The sequence below is a fragment of the Brevibacillus sp. AF8 genome, assembly GCF_021270385.1.
Taxonomy (GTDB): Bacteria; Bacillota; Bacilli; order Brevibacillales; family Brevibacillaceae; genus Brevibacillus.
The window spans coordinates 97,539-111,985 of the sequence record NZ_JAGQDN010000003.1; the positions used below are offsets into that span (position 1 = coordinate 97,539).

Below are 14,447 nucleotides of genomic sequence, written 5' to 3' on the forward strand. Positions count from 1 at the left end.
ATCACCAACCACTGGAAAGCTACCCGTATTATGGTTGATTGGCAGGAAATATATGCAAAGAGGAATTCTCAATACATAGAGAATCGTGGGTGGGAGATAGTAGGAACACCTATACCGTTTCAAAAGAAGGTGAAAACGTCATTGCGTCCTGCAACAAAAGAGTACGAGCTGACGATCGACAATCACGTATTGTCCATCACAAATCCTGACAAGCCTCTATGGCCAGAGGCCGAGGTAACCAAGCTAGATTACTTGCGCTATTTGCTGATTGTTGCAGACCCACTGCTCAGGTATAGCAAGGATCGGCTCTTAACCGTCATTCGCTACCCGCACGGAATCGGTGACAAGCACTTCTATCAAAAAAATGCCCCAGACTATGCACCCGACTGGATACAAACGCATACATGGGAAAACGTACGTTACGTACTGTGCAATAACCGAGCGACACTCGTATGGATGGCGAATCAAGCAGCATTGGAGTGGCACGTCTCTTTTCATCTCGCCAAGGATGAGACTCCGACTGAGCTCGTGTTTGACCTCGATCCTTCCACAGATGATTTTGGTGTTGTGATAGAGTCTGCCCTCTTATTGAAAGAGCTGCTCGATGAATTACAGTTGCCTTCATGGGTCAAGACATCTGGTTCGAGCGGCTTGCAAGTTTATGTTCCGATCGAACTTTGCTATACGTTTGAACAGACCCGCCAAGTCGGACATTTCATCGCATCCTATTTAGTCAGCAAGCATCCCTCACTTTTAACCATCGAGCGTTTCGTGAAGAATCGGGGAAATAAGCTATACATTGATTATTTGCAACACTGGCGCGGTAAGACACTGCCAGCCCCTTATTCAACCCGCGCAAAACCACAGGCAACCGTATCAACGCCACTTCTGTGGGAAGAGGTTCCCCATTGTCATCCCACAGACTTCACCGTTTATACGGTACCCAAACGCCTGGAAACAATCGGAGATTTATTCTCATCCATTTCTGCTCCGACAAAGCGGTCCTCTCTTGATGGCATCCTCGGCTTTTTGCAGTCCCGGTAAGCCATTAGTTGGAATCCTGCAGTCTATTTGTGCTATACTTGGCACAGATGTTTTAAGGCAAGGAGGCACATTCATGATCGATCCGATCGCAATTGCAATCGGCCCCTTAAAGATTCACTGGTATGGCATTATTATGGGGCTGGCGTTTTTCTTGGGTACTTATCTCGCGCGCTACAATTCCAAACGTTCTGGCATTGATCCTGATCACGTCTTGAACATGGTGGTTCTGATCATTCCAGCAGCCATCGTTTGTGCAAGATTGTATTATGTTACGTTTGAATGGCAGCAGTACAAAGACAACCCACTGGACATCTTCGCAGTTTGGCAAGGCGGCTTGGCTATTCACGGCGGATTAATCGGTGGTGTTCTGGCAGGAACCTGGTATATTCGAAAGCATAATCTGCCGTTCCTTCGCTTGGCTGACATTTTTATGCCGAGTGTCATTTTGGGTCAAGCCATCGGGCGTTGGGGAAACTTTATCAACCAGGAAGCTCATGGTGGTCCAGTCTCTGCCGAGTTTATGGAAAAGTTCCCCGCATTCATCCGCGAGCAAATGTTTATCGGCGGACAGTACTACCATCCTACATTCTTGTATGAATCGATATGGAACCTTATCGTGTTTGGCATTCTCGTGCTCATACTGTACCGATTCAAAAAATTCGATGGACAGGTCTTGTTCAGCTACATGATCCTGTATTCGATTGGACGCTTCTTCATTGAGGGCATGCGTACAGACAGTTTGTTGATAGCCGATACCCTGCGTGTCGCTCAATTAGTCAGTCTGTGCTTGATTGCTGCCGGTGTCATCTTGCTACTCGTGTTTGCACGCAAAAGCAAGCAGGCCGGACATTCCCAAAACTCGATTGAATAACGTCAACATGCCATATCCATTGCCACTCAGGTCTGCACGACTGGGTGGTTTTTTCTTTGCCTTGTCTGAATTGTCGCAATGCAGGCAATAACTAGGAGAAAGAATAAAAAAGGATGGGAATAACATGGATGATGGAATTTTGGAAGAGTATCTCGATCGTTATGTACGTATTCATTTCGCTCCTGATATGATCGGCCAAGGATTATCTGCATATGCAGAAGGTAAATTGTATGATTACAGCCCCAATGGCATATTAATTGAAGAACGGGACGGCTCGCTGGACTATATCCCATTCTCTGCCATTCGCCTCGTGCAAATTAAACCTAAGCCTGGCTTATGGGAGCGTTTAACTGGATCAAGCTAATGAAAAAGACACCTCCCCGCGTACTCTACACGGAAAGGTGTCTGTTATCTGTTGGATAAAGATGTAGCTCTACAGGAATACGTCAAACACGACGTAGCAGGCAGCAGCCAAAAGTCCGGTAATCGGAAGGGTAATGACCCAAGTGACCAAAATCCGGCCAGCCAAGCCCCATTTTACTGCGTTCAGCTTTTGCGATGCCCCTACCCCCAAGATGGCGGATGTGATCACATGCGTTGTGCTCACTGGCAGTTTCAAAGCTGTAAAGATTGTGATAATCAAGGCAGAAGACAGGTCTGCTGAGAAACCGGAAATTGGCTTGATTTTCATAATCTTACCACCCAAGGTCTTGATGATCCGCCATCCACCAAAGGCTGTACCTAAAGCCATTGCAAGAGCAGCTGAAAGTTTTACCCACAGTGGAATAACGAATTCGCCCGGTGCTTGTACCAAGAATCCTCCAGAAATCAAAGCAAGGGTGATTACGCCCATTGTTTTTTGCGCATCGTTGGCTCCATGGCTGAAAGCCTGCCAAGACGCTGACAATACTTGCATCGAACGGAAACCTTTATTGGTTTTGTGATACGCGGAGTTACGAACGAACCAAGACACCAGCTTGATCACCACAAAACCAACAGCGAAGGCAACAAGCGGCGATACGATCAACGCTTGGATAATACTAATGAAGCCTGACCAGTTAATGGCACCACTTCCTGCGGCACCAAAAGCGGCACCTGCAACGCCGCCGATAATCGCGTGCGAGGACGAGCTAGGAATTCCGAACCACCAGGTGATTAGGTTCCACAAAATCGCAGATGTCAACGCGGCCAAAACGACGACCAATCCATTTTCCAGCTTGAATGGATCAGTAATGCCTCCCCCGATTGTCTTCGCTACCCCCGTATACGAGAGTGCACCAATCAGGTTACACAAGGATGCAATAATAATCGCCGTTTTTGGACTTAATGCGCGCGTGGAAACAGAAGTCGCAATCGCGTTCGCCGTATCGTGAAAACCATTAATAAAGTCAAATGCTAACGCCATGATGACGACGAGTACGAGAATAATCACCTCTGGCGAAAGATCAAGCATTCTTTAACACGATCCCTTCTACCAGGTTGGAGACGTCCTCAGCGAAGTCAGCACAGTCTTCGAGCTTATCGTAAATCTCTTTGAGTTTGATCGCTTCCATTGGGTTGGTATCAGGAGAATTCAACAAATCAGATACCATTTTACGGTAGTTGGAGTCAGATTCATGCTCCAAATCTTTAATTTCCCCAGCGATTTGTGTAACGACTTTATGATCCAGTTTGCGCAGTGTGCGAATCAGCTCGATCAGCTTAGCCGAGCATTTCACCAAAATATTGGCTTGTGCCAATACACGTGGATCTGGTTGAGTCACTTGGTACAAATACATACGATCAGCAACACCGTCAATGTAGTCGATCATCGAGTCCATCGTATGAGCGAGTTGGTGAATGTCTTCACGCTCAAGCGGAGTGATAAAAGTAGAGTTCAACTCGTTCATGATGCGACGAACGATTTCGTCTCCTTCTTTCTCGACAGCCTTGATTGCCTTAACCTTTGTTTCCAGATCATGATAATTTCCTATCATTTCATAGAAAAGATGAGTTCCTTTGTGTACCGTGGCAATCTGCTGTTCGAACAGATCAAAGAAGATATACTTGTTTGATTTCAACATATGGGACTTCTTCACTCCTTTGAATAAATCACACCTAACAGATTATATCGAATGTTAATGTTTCCGTAAATTTAAAATCAAGGTCAAATGTGTATATTTTTCTTTAAGGAATTATTAAGTTTTTGTAAATGCTCTTTACAATAAAAAAAAACACCCATGTCAAGAGAGATGACGAGTGTTAGTCTTGCCAATATTTATCATTTCATTCGAAGCGACCATCATGCAATCTTTCCTTTTTTTCGCTTCATACATAAGCATATCTGCTTTTTTCGCTAACTCTTCCGCTGTTGCAGCATGGTGTGGATACGAGGCTACTCCGATACTGACCGTGACACCTGCCGCCTTCCAAATGGCCAAATGAATCATTGAATATTTTGAAATTATCCAAATAAATAAACAATAAAGTAACAGATTGATGATTGCTTTTTGCCAACTCTACTTCTTCAACCAATTTGTCCAGAAATCTGCGATTGACGAGAACGCCTGTAAGTGAATCATGATAAGCCATCTGCCGCAACCGCTCTACATATTTCCCTATTTGATAGGCAGCAACCGACTGAATGACACCCACAAGTAAAAGAAAGACAATCATGCTCTCATCCCTCGGCAATCCGTAACCGATCAGCCAAACCGAGATGATCACACAGGACACACCTAAGCTAATCCAGCGTGATCCCAAAGTACAATACCCCCGATCCATCCGATGTAACCTTCTTTCTATTCGTACATTAGACCTATCAAGCAAAACCAGGAAACTGCCACTTATTCATTCAAGCGAATCATCGAAAGCTCCTGACAACCAGCCTGTGGTCTATGTACATGGTACTGCATGAATTGGAACCAATTGGAAGGGATAAGCTAATGCCTAATAAAAATAGACGGGAGTGAATGAATGTATGCCCCGTATAGAAGCCGTGGCTACAGCAGTACCTTCCCATGAGATTACACAAGAGGACTCCATCAAGCTGGCGCGCCTATTTTTTCAAGATGCCTTTCCCGATATAGACCGTTTGTTACACGTTTTTGCACACAGTCGCATTCAAAAACGACATTTTAGTATGCCAATGGATTGGTTTTTGGAAGACCGGCCATTTGCAGAGAAAAATCAATTGTATATCGAACATGCGGAAGCTTTGGCAGAGGAAGCAGCCCGAAAGTGTTTGACGAAAGCTGGAGTTGAGCCGGCATCCATTGATTGTCTGATGTTTGTATCAAGCACTGGCATTGCGACCCCAAGCCTTGATTCCCGCTTGCTCCACCGCTTGGGACTCCGATCGCAAGCAACCCGTGTCCCGTTGTGGGGCCTTGGCTGTGCCGGTGGAGCGATGGGATTGTCGCGCGCATGTGAGTACACCCAGGCTTATCCCTCCCGGCGAGTATTGCTTGTGAGCGTAGAACTGTGCGGTTTGACCTTTATCCGACAAGATTTGTCTAAAAGCAATTTGGTTGCAACGTGCCTCTTTGGAGATGGAGCTGCTGCCGTATTAATTGAAGGAGATCAAGTCTTTTCCTCATCACTCACACCTAAGGTTCAATTTTGTGATGCGCGAACGACAACATGGCCGGACACCGTAGATGTCATGGGATGGGAATTGACCGATCCTGGGTTAAAAGTGATTTTCTCTCGCGATATCCCTACTCTCATCCGGTCTTCGATGCGAGAAAACGTGGAGAGTTTTTTGTCACCGCATGGGATGTCTATTGACCATCTACGTCACTTCATTTTCCATCCAGGTGGAGCCAAGGTATTAACGGCTTACCAGCGTTCTCTGGGCATTGGTACCGAAGCCACTCGTTTTTCTGAAGATGTCCTAACCAATTTTGGAAACATGTCTTCCCCTACGGTTCTGTTCGTCTTGGAAAAAAGCATGGAGAAGGCGTGGGAGCCAGGAGATCGCGGATTGGTCGCTGCGCTTGGACCTGGATTTAGCTCCGAGCTCTTACTTCTGGAGGCGAGATAGTCATGTTGCTCTTCTTTGGATTTGTCATGGCTGGAGTCGTGTTGCAGCGACTGGTGGAGCTACTCGTTGCCGTGAGGAATGCCCGCTATATCCGCTCAAAAGGGGGCTACGAAGTTGGGGCGAGTCATTACAAATACATCGTCCTTCTTCATTTTCTCTTTTTTCTCTCGCTTATTTTCGAAGTGGTGGGAAAAGGCAGTTCCATGGTTCTGCCCTCTTGGTGGGCGGTTCCGTTCAGCCTGTTTTTGATCGCCCAAGGACTACGTTATTGGTGTATTCGAAGCTTGGGCAAACGGTGGAATACACGCATCTTCATACTCCCGGGCGAGGCTCCGATCAAGCGAGGTCCTTATCGGTTCATTCGTCACCCCAACTACTTGGTCGTATCGCTTGAGCTACTCCTACTGCCCTTGACATTTTCCGCTGTGGCTACTGCTCTGACTTTTTCTCTCTTGAATGCCTGGCTGCTCCTGCGCATACGGATTCCAATGGAAGAAGCAAGCGTCTACGATGGTCATCGTGAGTCATAAAAACAAAAAGTCTTTGGCACACGCACATGCCAAAGACTTTTTATCAGACAAAAGGTTTATTCCTTGTCATTCAGCGGGAAAAGAAAAGAAGCTGTTACTCTTTCCCGTGAGGTGGATCTAGTGAATCGCACAACCATAGTGGAGCCTCAAGAGACGAAACGTATCATCGTCCGAGACTTTTTCGCTTTGATTGAAACGGTACCGAACAAGGATGACCAGGCTAGTATTCAAACATTTCTCCGCTATTTGCAAAGCCTGCTAAGAATCAAGCAAGTCGTTCCTCCCGTTGTGGAAATCATGACGGTTATCAAACAAAACAAGCCACTTCTCTACCACGCGGCACGCAGAATTACCCTTCCTTCAAGCAATTTGCACATGCTATTTCAGCTAGAAATGGATATTATGCTTGCCCACGAAAGGCTCCGTCAGTACGACAAATGATTTGGGTAGGCTTTGCCTTACCCTTTCAAGTTTTCTGGATTCAGACATTCAAGCTCTGCAATGACAAAACGACCATCTTTGCGAATCAGGACGTCATCAAACCAGATTTCCCCTCCGCCCCATTCTGGACGCTGGATGGAAACCATGTCCCAGTGCACAGACGATTTGTTGCCATTGTAAGCTTCGTCATAGCATTGACCAGGCGTGAAGTGGAAGCTTCCGTCTATTTTTTCGTCAAACAAGATATCTTTCATCGGGTTGCGAATGTAAGGATTCACACCGATAGCGAATTCCCCAACGAAACGCGCTCCCTCGTCCGTATCCAAAATTTGATTCAAGCGTTCGGTATCGTTCGCTGTTGCTTCCACAATTTTGCCGTCCTTGAAGGTCAGGCGGACATTTTCGAATGTGAAGCCGTGGTATGGTGTTGGCGCATTATGAGTGATAACGCCATTTACGGAATCCTTTACAGGTGCTGTATACACTTCACCATCCGGTATATTGCGCAGGCCAGCACATTTTACAGCAGGAATGTCCTTAATTGAGAAGGTGAGATCCGTTTCAGGTCCTACCAAGCGTACCTTGTCTGTGCGATTCATCAAGTCAACCAGACTGTCCATTGCTTTGTCCATTTTCGCGTAATCCAGGTTGCATACCTGGAAGTAAAAATCTTCAAAAGCTGCTGTAGACATGTTCGCAAGCTGTGCCATGGAAGGATTCGGATAACGAAGAACAACCCACTTCGTTTTAGGCACGCGCACATTCATCACGGGCAGCTCATACAGGCGAGAATAGATGCCGAGCTTGTCACTTGGAACATCAGCCATCTCATTGATGTTGTTCGCTGCACGAATGCCGATATAACCTTGCATTTTCTCCATGAGTTCAACTTCATGTTGAGCCATGGTCTTTAACTGATCTTCATTGCAATTCATTGCGATTTCTCGGCTTACGGCGGGATCAATCAATTGAACATAAGGACTGCCGCCTGCTTTGTAAATCTCACGCACGAGGGCTTGCACCAAATCCGGTGTGTCCCCTTTCGCGTTGATCAAAATGTTTTCCCCTGGCTGTACTCGTACAGAATAGTTAACCAGATTGTACGCTAATTGATCTAATCGTGAGTCTCTCATTCGTGGCACACCCTTTTTAAATTTTCTGATTCCTCTTGTATTTTTACCGATACAATCTACTAAGTCAATAAAAATTTTTTTATCAACGAAACAAAAAGCGGCCAGCCTTCTTACATCCAGGCTGGCCTTGCTCTTTTCTTCCGTTTTTACATCGTCTGTTTCCTGTCCTCAATGGTTCCCATCTTGTACATGTCACTGACCAGCTCCCGTGTCGTTGCCAGTCCAGCCGTATATTCGTCTGCCGCTTGATAGTAGACGGCTCCGCCTGCATCCTCCATGCCCAACTCTCTCGCCCTGGATCGAGCCTGATCCTTATCATAACCTGCCATTTTCATTCCTCCTTCCCTTTGGTTGAATCCGCTTTAGTTTGTACGGGAATCTCCAGCTTTAGCCAAAAAGGCGCCTTGCCCAATTCGAGGGACAAAGCGCCTTTATTATCAGCTATGCTTATTTTTCGTTATCGGATTCTGGAGCGATCATTGCCCAACCAGCTGCTGGAGCACTCACAGGAGTTACGCCACCAGTTGTAACAAATTGATCTACTCCTGGCATCATTGCCCAACCAGCTACGTTAGAGATGACTGGAACATATTGACCACTTACCCATACATACTCATCTTTACCTGGCATGATAACCCAGCCACCTTGTTGAGTCAAACCTTGAATTGGAGTAACGGTTTGTGGAGTCGCAGGTTTTACTTCAGGTTTAGTTGCTGGTGCAGTTGTTGTTGCATCAGTTGCCGGCTTTTCTTCAGTAGTTGCTGGTTTTTCTTCAGTAGTTGCCGGTTTTTCTTCAGTTGCAGTTGTTTTTGCTTCTGTTGCAGTAGTCGTTTCAGTAGCTTTTACTGCCTCTTCAGCAAATGCAGCTTGTGTGAAGAGAGCTGCTCCTAAGATACAAGAACTCATGATCAGTGTGCTTTTCTTTTTCATATGTGTACACTCCCATTCCGCGGTACACACTTTTGTCTTACACGAATGTCCCCAAACCCGAACTTGAAGGTATGCTATATGCACTGCTGCATTTTCCTGAGAAAATACGTAAACTGCTCTAATTCGTCGTCAGTCAGATTCTCCAGCAGCTTTCCCACTAGTGCTCTCCTGTGGCACAGAAGTCCTTCCAGAGTTGGAACGGCTTGTTGTGACAAAGTGACCCACACGACACGTCGATCCTGTTCGTCTCGAACCCGGTCAATAAAACCGGCCTTAACCAACCGATTGAGTGCGATTGTGGTGGCACTATTGGATAACTTCAAAATAGTCGCCAGCTCAGAAACTGTGCTTCGTCCTTTTTGATGTAGCACACGCAACAAGATAAACTGCTTCGGACTGATTGACTCTTCCTCTAGCCAATTGTTAATAAAGAAACGAGCAATCTCGACAAAAACTCGATCCAGTTCCTCAAGTTTACTGGCACGGGACATATTGCTCACGACATCACCTATTTTCGGAAAATTAATAATATAAGTACTTTTACTATAAAACTATATAGCCTAAGTACCGGAAGATCAATAGCACTCCCGAAATTATTTCTTTTCACGAAAGATATGTATGAGCCAGACAAAGTGTTTACCACTTAATATTTTTATTGTAAAACTTATTTCAAGAACATCTTAACTCAAACAGGAAAAACTGACAATAGATATGCTTGTAAAATAATGTTACGACTTTTTCCGTTTTATCCACGAAGCCAATTATTTCCTTGAATCATCTTTCGTATCTATTCGTAAAGCATGTATAATGGGAAGACAGCCTTACACACACGAGGCATTTGACTCAGGCATGTTTGCCAAAGAAATCACATACATAGGAGAATTTCAATGGAACAAACCAACCCTACACCAAAATGGAAAGTGGAATTGCTTGATTGGTTAAAATCGTTTGTCTTGATTGGCGGATTGACTGCCTTCATCTACGTATTTGTCATGGCTCCCTACGTCGTCCAAGGGCGTTCCATGGAAAGTACGTTGCATGACCGCGAGCGCGTCATCGTAAACAAAGCGATTTACTACCTCAAAGAACCGCAACCTGGCGATATCGTCATCATTCACCCGGATGCAACTGGTGACAACTGGATCAAGCGCGTGGTCGCAGTAGCTGGCGACACCGTTGAAGCCAAAAATGATCAAGTGTATGTCAATGGCCAACCCCTCAGCGAAGAGTATTTGGTCGAAAACAAGCTAAAAACCTCTACAGCAGGTGTAACGTTAACCGAAGATTTTGATCCTGTAAAGATTCCAGAAGGCAGTGTATTTGTCATGGGGGATAATCGCAACAATAGTATGGACAGCCGCGTTATTGGCCCTGTTCAACTGGATCATGTAGTCGGACGAGCAGAGGTTGTATACTGGCCGCTGTCCCAGATTCGCCTCCCACGTTAACATTTATTCAGGCAGCAAAAAGCCGCTCCTTATCGGGGCGGCTCTTTTCGTTTTCGATGGCGTTATTTGTGGGCAATGGTCGCTTCCGAAAAATAATCCTCCAAAGTAAGACCACTTGCCATAATTTCTTTCGCCATTTCCTTCCCTACATAACGCAAATGCCAAGGCTCATACGCATATCCAGTCGTATCTTCCTTGCCTTTCAAATAACGAATAACAAACCCATAGTCTGCACAGTTGGCTGCCAGCCATATACCTTCTGGTGTCTCAGCAAATGCTTCTTCCAAGCGTGTGCTTGCATCATATCCGGACACATCCATAGCCAAGCCAGTCTGATGCTCGCTCTTTCCAGGTACCGCACTGTAAGCAGCAGCATGTTCAGCACCTTGCGTCCTTACATACGTTTCGTACAGCGATTTTTGGGTCTTATACGAGCGGTAGCCAGAAACGGCATACAGTTCAATGCCTTCTGTCTTTGCTTTGGCAAACAGTTCTTCTAAAGCTTGTGCGGCTTCTGCTCTCAGCAATCGCTTCTCCACTTTTTCATCAAAAGGAAATGGAACATTCGGCTCTACCAAATCCGGTGGAATATAATCGCCAGGCAATGCCCGCTGTTTATTTACGACAACCGAGAGATCTGTAGCATTCGTAACGGTTGGCACTCCATCCACATCTTTTATCGTCTCTGCAAGAGATGCCCGTTGGGGACGTGCTTTCTCCTCTTTATTTGGCTCAACTGTCGTTGATTGTGTTCCCTCAGCTGCCGGCTGTCCATTCGATTCACTGGATAGCAATCCGCCTAATGAGGGAGGTTCACATCCACTGAGTAGTGCTACTGATAATGCTGCGACGATCGCAAGGCTGCTGGTGCGATTTTTGTTCATGATCGATCCTCCTGGTTCCTTACAGACACATATGTCTGCTCTACCTTACCACGGAGTACTACGAAAGAAAAGGTAGATAGGTCACGCTTTTTCAAAAGGTATATTCCTCGTTTAGGCTTTGGATAAGCGCCGGTAACCATTCATCCAGCGACCAAAATGGAAAGCCCGCTGCCTTAGCCTTACCGTTATTCATGTAAAAGGAAGCTGCAAATCCAAAGGGAGACGCATCAGAAGCATCTGTCGTTTTCTCGATTCGGACAGGTTTTCCGACTGTTTGCGCAATTGTCTCCATCAGCTCAGCAAGCGAAACAGTCCCATCCGAGCACGCATTCACTGGCCCTGTGATGGACGCTGTCGCCACCCATTCCAAAAATTGAGCTGCTTCCTGTGCATGTATAAAGCACATCTGGGTAGCGGGATTCGTGATCCCAATCGGCCGCTCCTCTTGCACATGCTCAATATGAAACCATAGCCGCCGTGTGTAATCATCTTCCGCCAGTACGATTGGAAAACGAACAGCTACGACAGGGAAGGCTTTTTCTTGAAAAAAGACGGCTTCTGCTTGACGCTTCCCCTCTTGATAAGTTATCTCGTCTCTCGTTTTCCGGTTGATTGCATACGTGAATGGATCAAATGCTTCCTCCTGTAGCGGTTCCTCGGCATAATCGTAGACGGACAAGGTTGAGGTCAAAACGTACTTTCCCACTTTCCCCCGAAAAACCTTACACGCATCCATTGCATTTTGAGAGGAATAACAGATATTATCGTACACCACGTCCCACTGCTCTTCCCCTGCAGCCATTAATGAGTGGATGTCATCGCGATCAAGCGTTATTCTTTTGACAGCGGCAGGTAACTCCACTTGGGTAAGTCCCCTCGTTGCCACCGTAACATCTGCCCCCGTTTCAACGAGAAGCTGGACCAATCGCTTTCCAAAAAATCGCGTTCCGCCGAGTACAAGTACTTTCTTCATTTTTGCTACATCCTTTCCTTGATCAGCCTACTTTTTGCTTTTCAACTCGATGGTTCGCTCTCCTTCCTTCCACACGACTGTATAGCCCAGCTTCTCGCCAACTTTTTTGACAGGCAAGTAAGGGATTCCCTTCACCATGACCACATCAGACTGGAAGGACGTCACTTTTTGTCCCAACCCTAACAGCAGCTTTTTGGCGTGAACATGCGCTACTCCATCTATCATCACTTTTTGCTCTGCTGTGTATGGGTAAACATGGCCGTTTACTTGTAAATCAAAAGGGCCATCTTTTTCTTTTGGAGACTGGATTGGCTGAGCAGCCGTATACGCGATGGCATCGACCCCGAGTACAGTGCCCTCGCGTGTGTTATCCGCCCCGCCGTACATTTTGCCTGTTTCAAAATCGTACACAATCGCTTGGACGTTGCCAATGTTCGTCGGTTCCTCAGCAAAGACGTGACCTTTTGCCATCAATTGCAGGATGACATCTTGGTCAATGCCCGCTTCCCACGTCACATTCGGATAGCTGCTCGAAAAAATGCGTGGCGCACGGATCGCATCCTCAATTTCCATTCCATGATCGATCACATTGAGAATCGTCTGCGATACAGAGGCGATAATCGTGGAACCACCAGGTGAGCCAATCGCTAAAAAAGGCTTCCCGTCTTTTAGTACCATGGTTGGCGTCATACTGGAACGCGGACGCTTTCCGGGCTCGACCTGATTGACTCCGCCAGGAATCGCGTCAAAATCTGTCAGCTCGTTATTGAGCATGAAGCCGTATCCCGGAACCATCACACCGCTTCCAAAAATATCTTCAATGGTGGTCGTATACGCCACGATATTCCCCCATCTGTCCATCACAGAGAAATGCGTAGTCTGCTTGACCGGAGATTGATCTCTCAGTTTTATCGACACCTCTGGCTTTTTTCCGGGATCGTACTTCCAAGGATCGCCTTCCACTATATCGGCATTCGCGGTCTCTTCATGAATGAGCTGACGCCGTTCCTTGATGTATTTGTCCGCAATCAGCCCCTTTCTTGGTACTGGATAAACATCCTCGTCCGCCATAAAAGCCGCCCGATCTGCGTAAGCGAGGTGGTTGGCTTCGATCAGATGATGCAAATAGGCTACCGACCCGATTCCGTCCTTTTTGTTATCGTAGCCTTCCATCAGCTTCAAAATCTGAATGAGTGTCAAGCCGCCAGAGCTGGGTGGTGCCATCGAAATCACTTCATATCCGCGATACATGCCGCGGACTGGTTCACGCTCCTTTACTTGATACGCCCGCAAATCATCGAGACTCATAGAGCCACCCGTTCTTTGTACTTCCTCAACGAGAGCCTTGCCAATTTCCCCTTCATACAAGGCATCTGCCCCTTTGTCGCGGATGATTTTCAACGTTTTCGCCAATTGGGGCTGAACCAGCATCTCGCCTTCTTTGAGTGGAACTCCGTTTGGCGCAAACACCTGTGCAGCCGTCTCGTGCTTTTTCAGCTTTTCCATGGAATTGGCAATAAATTGAGCGGACACCCAATTGACGCGAACTCCTTTTTCCGCTAATTCAATCGACGGTTCTATCACTTTTTCCAAGTCCCATGTCCCATACGATTTCAACGCCTGCTCTACGCCAAGCAATGTACCTGGGACACCTACGGCCTGACCGCTCGTATGTCTCTCCTCAAATGGGATCGGCTTACCATCTGCCAGTAAAAACATATCGGGAGTCACCTTGGCAGGAGCCACTTCTCGACTATCTATTACCGTCACTTTGTTTTGATCCTTGACATAAATCATCATAAAACCACCGCCGCCGATGCCGGACATATACGGTTCGGCCACATTCAACGCAAATTGGATTCCAGCCGCAGCGTCAATCGCATTGCCGCCCTTTGCCAGGATATCTCTACCGACCTGCGCCGCTGCTGGATGAGAGACCGCGACAATTCCTTTTGTAGCTCCTTGCACTCCTGCTGGCACACCTGGGACTTTTCCCACAGCAAAATGCGGAAACGAAAGCACGGAAACAATCGTGAGGGCAACCAACATCCCTTTTTTCATGCGATCCCTCCTATTCCATTTCGTTAACTTCTTCTATTATTATAATTTTCAGCATTTTTTAAGGTCAACCCACAATGACAGTTGCCTAGGCAAACTTTTCTCTACAGA

18 protein-coding genes are annotated in these 14,447 nt (G+C 46.5%); 7 read left to right on the forward strand and 11 right to left on the reverse strand.

The features are described from left to right. Positions 1-141: 141 nt before the first annotated feature. The 3 genes from ligD to KB186_RS06730 all read left to right on the forward strand — a co-directional run bounded on the left by ligD (position 142) and on the right by KB186_RS06730 (position 2,279). The gene (gene ligD, locus KB186_RS06720; RefSeq protein WP_232773285.1) at positions 142-1,044 is read left to right on the forward strand and encodes a non-homologous end-joining DNA ligase; all 903 of its coding nucleotides are present in this window, start codon (positions 142-144) and stop codon (positions 1,042-1,044) included. Positions 1,045-1,117: 73 nt separating this feature from the next. Beyond that, a complete protein-coding gene (gene lgt, locus KB186_RS06725) occupies positions 1,118-1,915 on the forward strand; it encodes a prolipoprotein diacylglyceryl transferase (protein ID WP_173608078.1) in 798 nt (265 codons plus the stop codon). Positions 1,916-2,039: 124 nt separating this feature from the next. After that, positions 2,040-2,279 (forward strand): hypothetical protein, encoded by a 240-nt coding sequence (locus KB186_RS06730; RefSeq protein WP_173608079.1) that lies wholly within the window; start codon positions 2,040-2,042, stop codon positions 2,277-2,279. Positions 2,280-2,348: 69 nt separating this feature from the next. On the opposite strand, the gene KB186_RS06735 is transcribed toward KB186_RS06730, so the two are convergent. The 4 genes from KB186_RS06735 to KB186_RS28420 form a co-directional block, all read right to left on the reverse strand. Then, positions 2,349-3,368, reverse strand: a complete 1,020-nt coding sequence (locus KB186_RS06735) for an inorganic phosphate transporter (RefSeq protein ID WP_173608080.1) — start codon at positions 3,366-3,368, stop codon at positions 2,349-2,351. Continuing rightward, positions 3,361-3,978, reverse strand: a complete 618-nt coding sequence (locus KB186_RS06740; RefSeq protein WP_173608081.1) for a DUF47 domain-containing protein — start codon at positions 3,976-3,978, stop codon at positions 3,361-3,363. Before KB186_RS06740 ends, KB186_RS06735 begins: the two co-directional genes overlap by 8 nt. A 159-nt stretch (positions 3,979-4,137) precedes the next feature. Beyond that, positions 4,138-4,299, reverse strand: a complete 162-nt coding sequence (locus KB186_RS06745) for a hypothetical protein (RefSeq protein ID WP_232773361.1) — start codon at positions 4,297-4,299, stop codon at positions 4,138-4,140. Further along, complete coding sequence (locus KB186_RS28420) at positions 4,223-4,621, reverse strand: GGDEF domain-containing protein (protein WP_232773362.1); 399 nt, start codon at positions 4,619-4,621, stop codon at positions 4,223-4,225. Before KB186_RS28420 ends, KB186_RS06745 begins: the two co-directional genes overlap by 77 nt. A 253-nt stretch (positions 4,622-4,874) precedes the next feature. Between KB186_RS28420 and KB186_RS06755 the strand changes: the two genes are divergently transcribed. From KB186_RS06755 to KB186_RS06765, 3 genes are all read left to right on the forward strand, one after another. Continuing rightward, on the forward strand, positions 4,875-5,939 hold the full coding sequence (locus tag KB186_RS06755) for a type III polyketide synthase (protein ID WP_232773287.1): 1,065 nt from the start codon (positions 4,875-4,877) through the stop codon (positions 5,937-5,939). A 2-nt stretch (positions 5,940-5,941) separates the two neighbouring features. Next, on the forward strand, positions 5,942-6,469 hold the full coding sequence (locus KB186_RS06760; protein WP_173608083.1) for an isoprenylcysteine carboxyl methyltransferase family protein: 528 nt from the start codon (positions 5,942-5,944) through the stop codon (positions 6,467-6,469). Positions 6,470-6,589: 120 nt separating this feature from the next. Beyond that, positions 6,590-6,910: a hypothetical protein gene (locus KB186_RS06765; protein WP_026043151.1), complete on the forward strand. Its 321-nt coding sequence runs from the start codon at positions 6,590-6,592 to the stop codon at positions 6,908-6,910. Positions 6,911-6,927: 17 nt separating this feature from the next. On the opposite strand, the gene KB186_RS06770 is transcribed toward KB186_RS06765, so the two are convergent. The 4 genes from KB186_RS06770 to KB186_RS06785 all read right to left on the reverse strand — a co-directional run bounded on the left by KB186_RS06770 (position 6,928) and on the right by KB186_RS06785 (position 9,473). Further along, positions 6,928-8,043: an aminopeptidase gene (locus KB186_RS06770; protein WP_173608084.1), complete on the reverse strand. Its 1,116-nt coding sequence runs from the start codon at positions 8,041-8,043 to the stop codon at positions 6,928-6,930. Positions 8,044-8,189: 146 nt separating this feature from the next. Further along, positions 8,190-8,372: a YozQ family protein gene (locus KB186_RS06775; RefSeq protein WP_173608085.1), complete on the reverse strand. Its 183-nt coding sequence runs from the start codon at positions 8,370-8,372 to the stop codon at positions 8,190-8,192. 118 nt (positions 8,373-8,490) lie between these two features. Continuing rightward, entirely contained in the window at positions 8,491-8,973 is a 483-nt protein-coding gene (locus KB186_RS06780) for a hypothetical protein (protein ID WP_232773288.1), read from the reverse strand. Positions 8,974-9,047: 74 nt separating this feature from the next. Next, positions 9,048-9,473, reverse strand: a complete 426-nt coding sequence (locus KB186_RS06785) for a MarR family winged helix-turn-helix transcriptional regulator (protein WP_015891940.1) — start codon at positions 9,471-9,473, stop codon at positions 9,048-9,050. A gap of 387 nt (positions 9,474-9,860) precedes the next feature. Here KB186_RS06785 and lepB point away from each other — a divergent pair, with 387 nt between their 5' ends. Further along, positions 9,861-10,421, forward strand: coding sequence for a signal peptidase I (gene lepB, locus KB186_RS06790; protein ID WP_173608087.1), 561 nt, complete (start codon positions 9,861-9,863; stop codon positions 10,419-10,421). Positions 10,422-10,483: 62 nt separating this feature from the next. Here lepB and KB186_RS06795 read toward each other — a convergent pair whose 3' ends face one another. The 3 genes from KB186_RS06795 to ggt all read right to left on the reverse strand — a co-directional run bounded on the left by KB186_RS06795 (position 10,484) and on the right by ggt (position 14,339). After that, on the reverse strand, positions 10,484-11,305 hold the full coding sequence (locus KB186_RS06795) for a M15 family metallopeptidase (RefSeq protein WP_232773289.1): 822 nt from the start codon (positions 11,303-11,305) through the stop codon (positions 10,484-10,486). 91 nt (positions 11,306-11,396) lie between these two features. Then, positions 11,397-12,278 carry an NAD-dependent epimerase/dehydratase family protein gene (locus KB186_RS06800; RefSeq protein WP_232773290.1) on the reverse strand — a complete coding sequence of 294 codons (882 nt, stop codon included), beginning with the start codon at positions 12,276-12,278 and terminating at the stop codon, positions 11,397-11,399. Positions 12,279-12,305: 27 nt separating this feature from the next. After that, positions 12,306-14,339: a gamma-glutamyltransferase gene (gene ggt, locus KB186_RS06805; RefSeq protein ID WP_232773291.1), complete on the reverse strand. Its 2,034-nt coding sequence runs from the start codon at positions 14,337-14,339 to the stop codon at positions 12,306-12,308. Between the last annotated feature and the right edge of the window lie 108 nt (positions 14,340-14,447).

Excerpts from the sequence above, each read along its gene's own strand:
- lgt (WP_173608078.1), top strand. The coding sequence starts at position 1,118 with ATGATCGATCCGATCGCAATTGCAATCGGCCCCTTAAAGATTCACTGG.
- KB186_RS06730 (WP_173608079.1), top strand. The coding sequence starts at position 2,040 with ATGGATGATGGAATTTTGGAAGAGTATCTCGATCGTTATGTACGTATT.
- KB186_RS06735 (WP_173608080.1), bottom strand. The coding sequence starts at position 3,368 with ATGCTTGATCTTTCGCCAGAGGTGATTATTCTCGTACTCGTCGTCATC.
- KB186_RS06740 (WP_173608081.1), bottom strand. The coding sequence starts at position 3,978 with ATGTTGAAATCAAACAAGTATATCTTCTTTGATCTGTTCGAACAGCAG.
- KB186_RS06755 (WP_232773287.1), top strand. The coding sequence starts at position 4,875 with ATGCCCCGTATAGAAGCCGTGGCTACAGCAGTACCTTCCCATGAGATT.
- KB186_RS06760 (WP_173608083.1), top strand. The coding sequence starts at position 5,942 with ATGTTGCTCTTCTTTGGATTTGTCATGGCTGGAGTCGTGTTGCAGCGA.
- KB186_RS06770 (WP_173608084.1), bottom strand. The coding sequence starts at position 8,043 with ATGAGAGACTCACGATTAGATCAATTAGCGTACAATCTGGTTAACTAT.
- KB186_RS06775 (WP_173608085.1), bottom strand. The coding sequence starts at position 8,372 with ATGGCAGGTTATGATAAGGATCAGGCTCGATCCAGGGCGAGAGAGTTG.
- KB186_RS06780 (WP_232773288.1), bottom strand. The coding sequence starts at position 8,973 with ATGAAAAAGAAAAGCACACTGATCATGAGTTCTTGTATCTTAGGAGCA.
- lepB (WP_173608087.1), top strand. The coding sequence starts at position 9,861 with ATGGAACAAACCAACCCTACACCAAAATGGAAAGTGGAATTGCTTGAT.
- KB186_RS06795 (WP_232773289.1), bottom strand. The coding sequence starts at position 11,305 with ATGAACAAAAATCGCACCAGCAGCCTTGCGATCGTCGCAGCATTATCA.
- KB186_RS06800 (WP_232773290.1), bottom strand. The coding sequence starts at position 12,278 with ATGAAGAAAGTACTTGTACTCGGCGGAACGCGATTTTTTGGAAAGCGA.
- ggt (WP_232773291.1), bottom strand. The coding sequence starts at position 14,339 with ATGAAAAAAGGGATGTTGGTTGCCCTCACGATTGTTTCCGTGCTTTCG.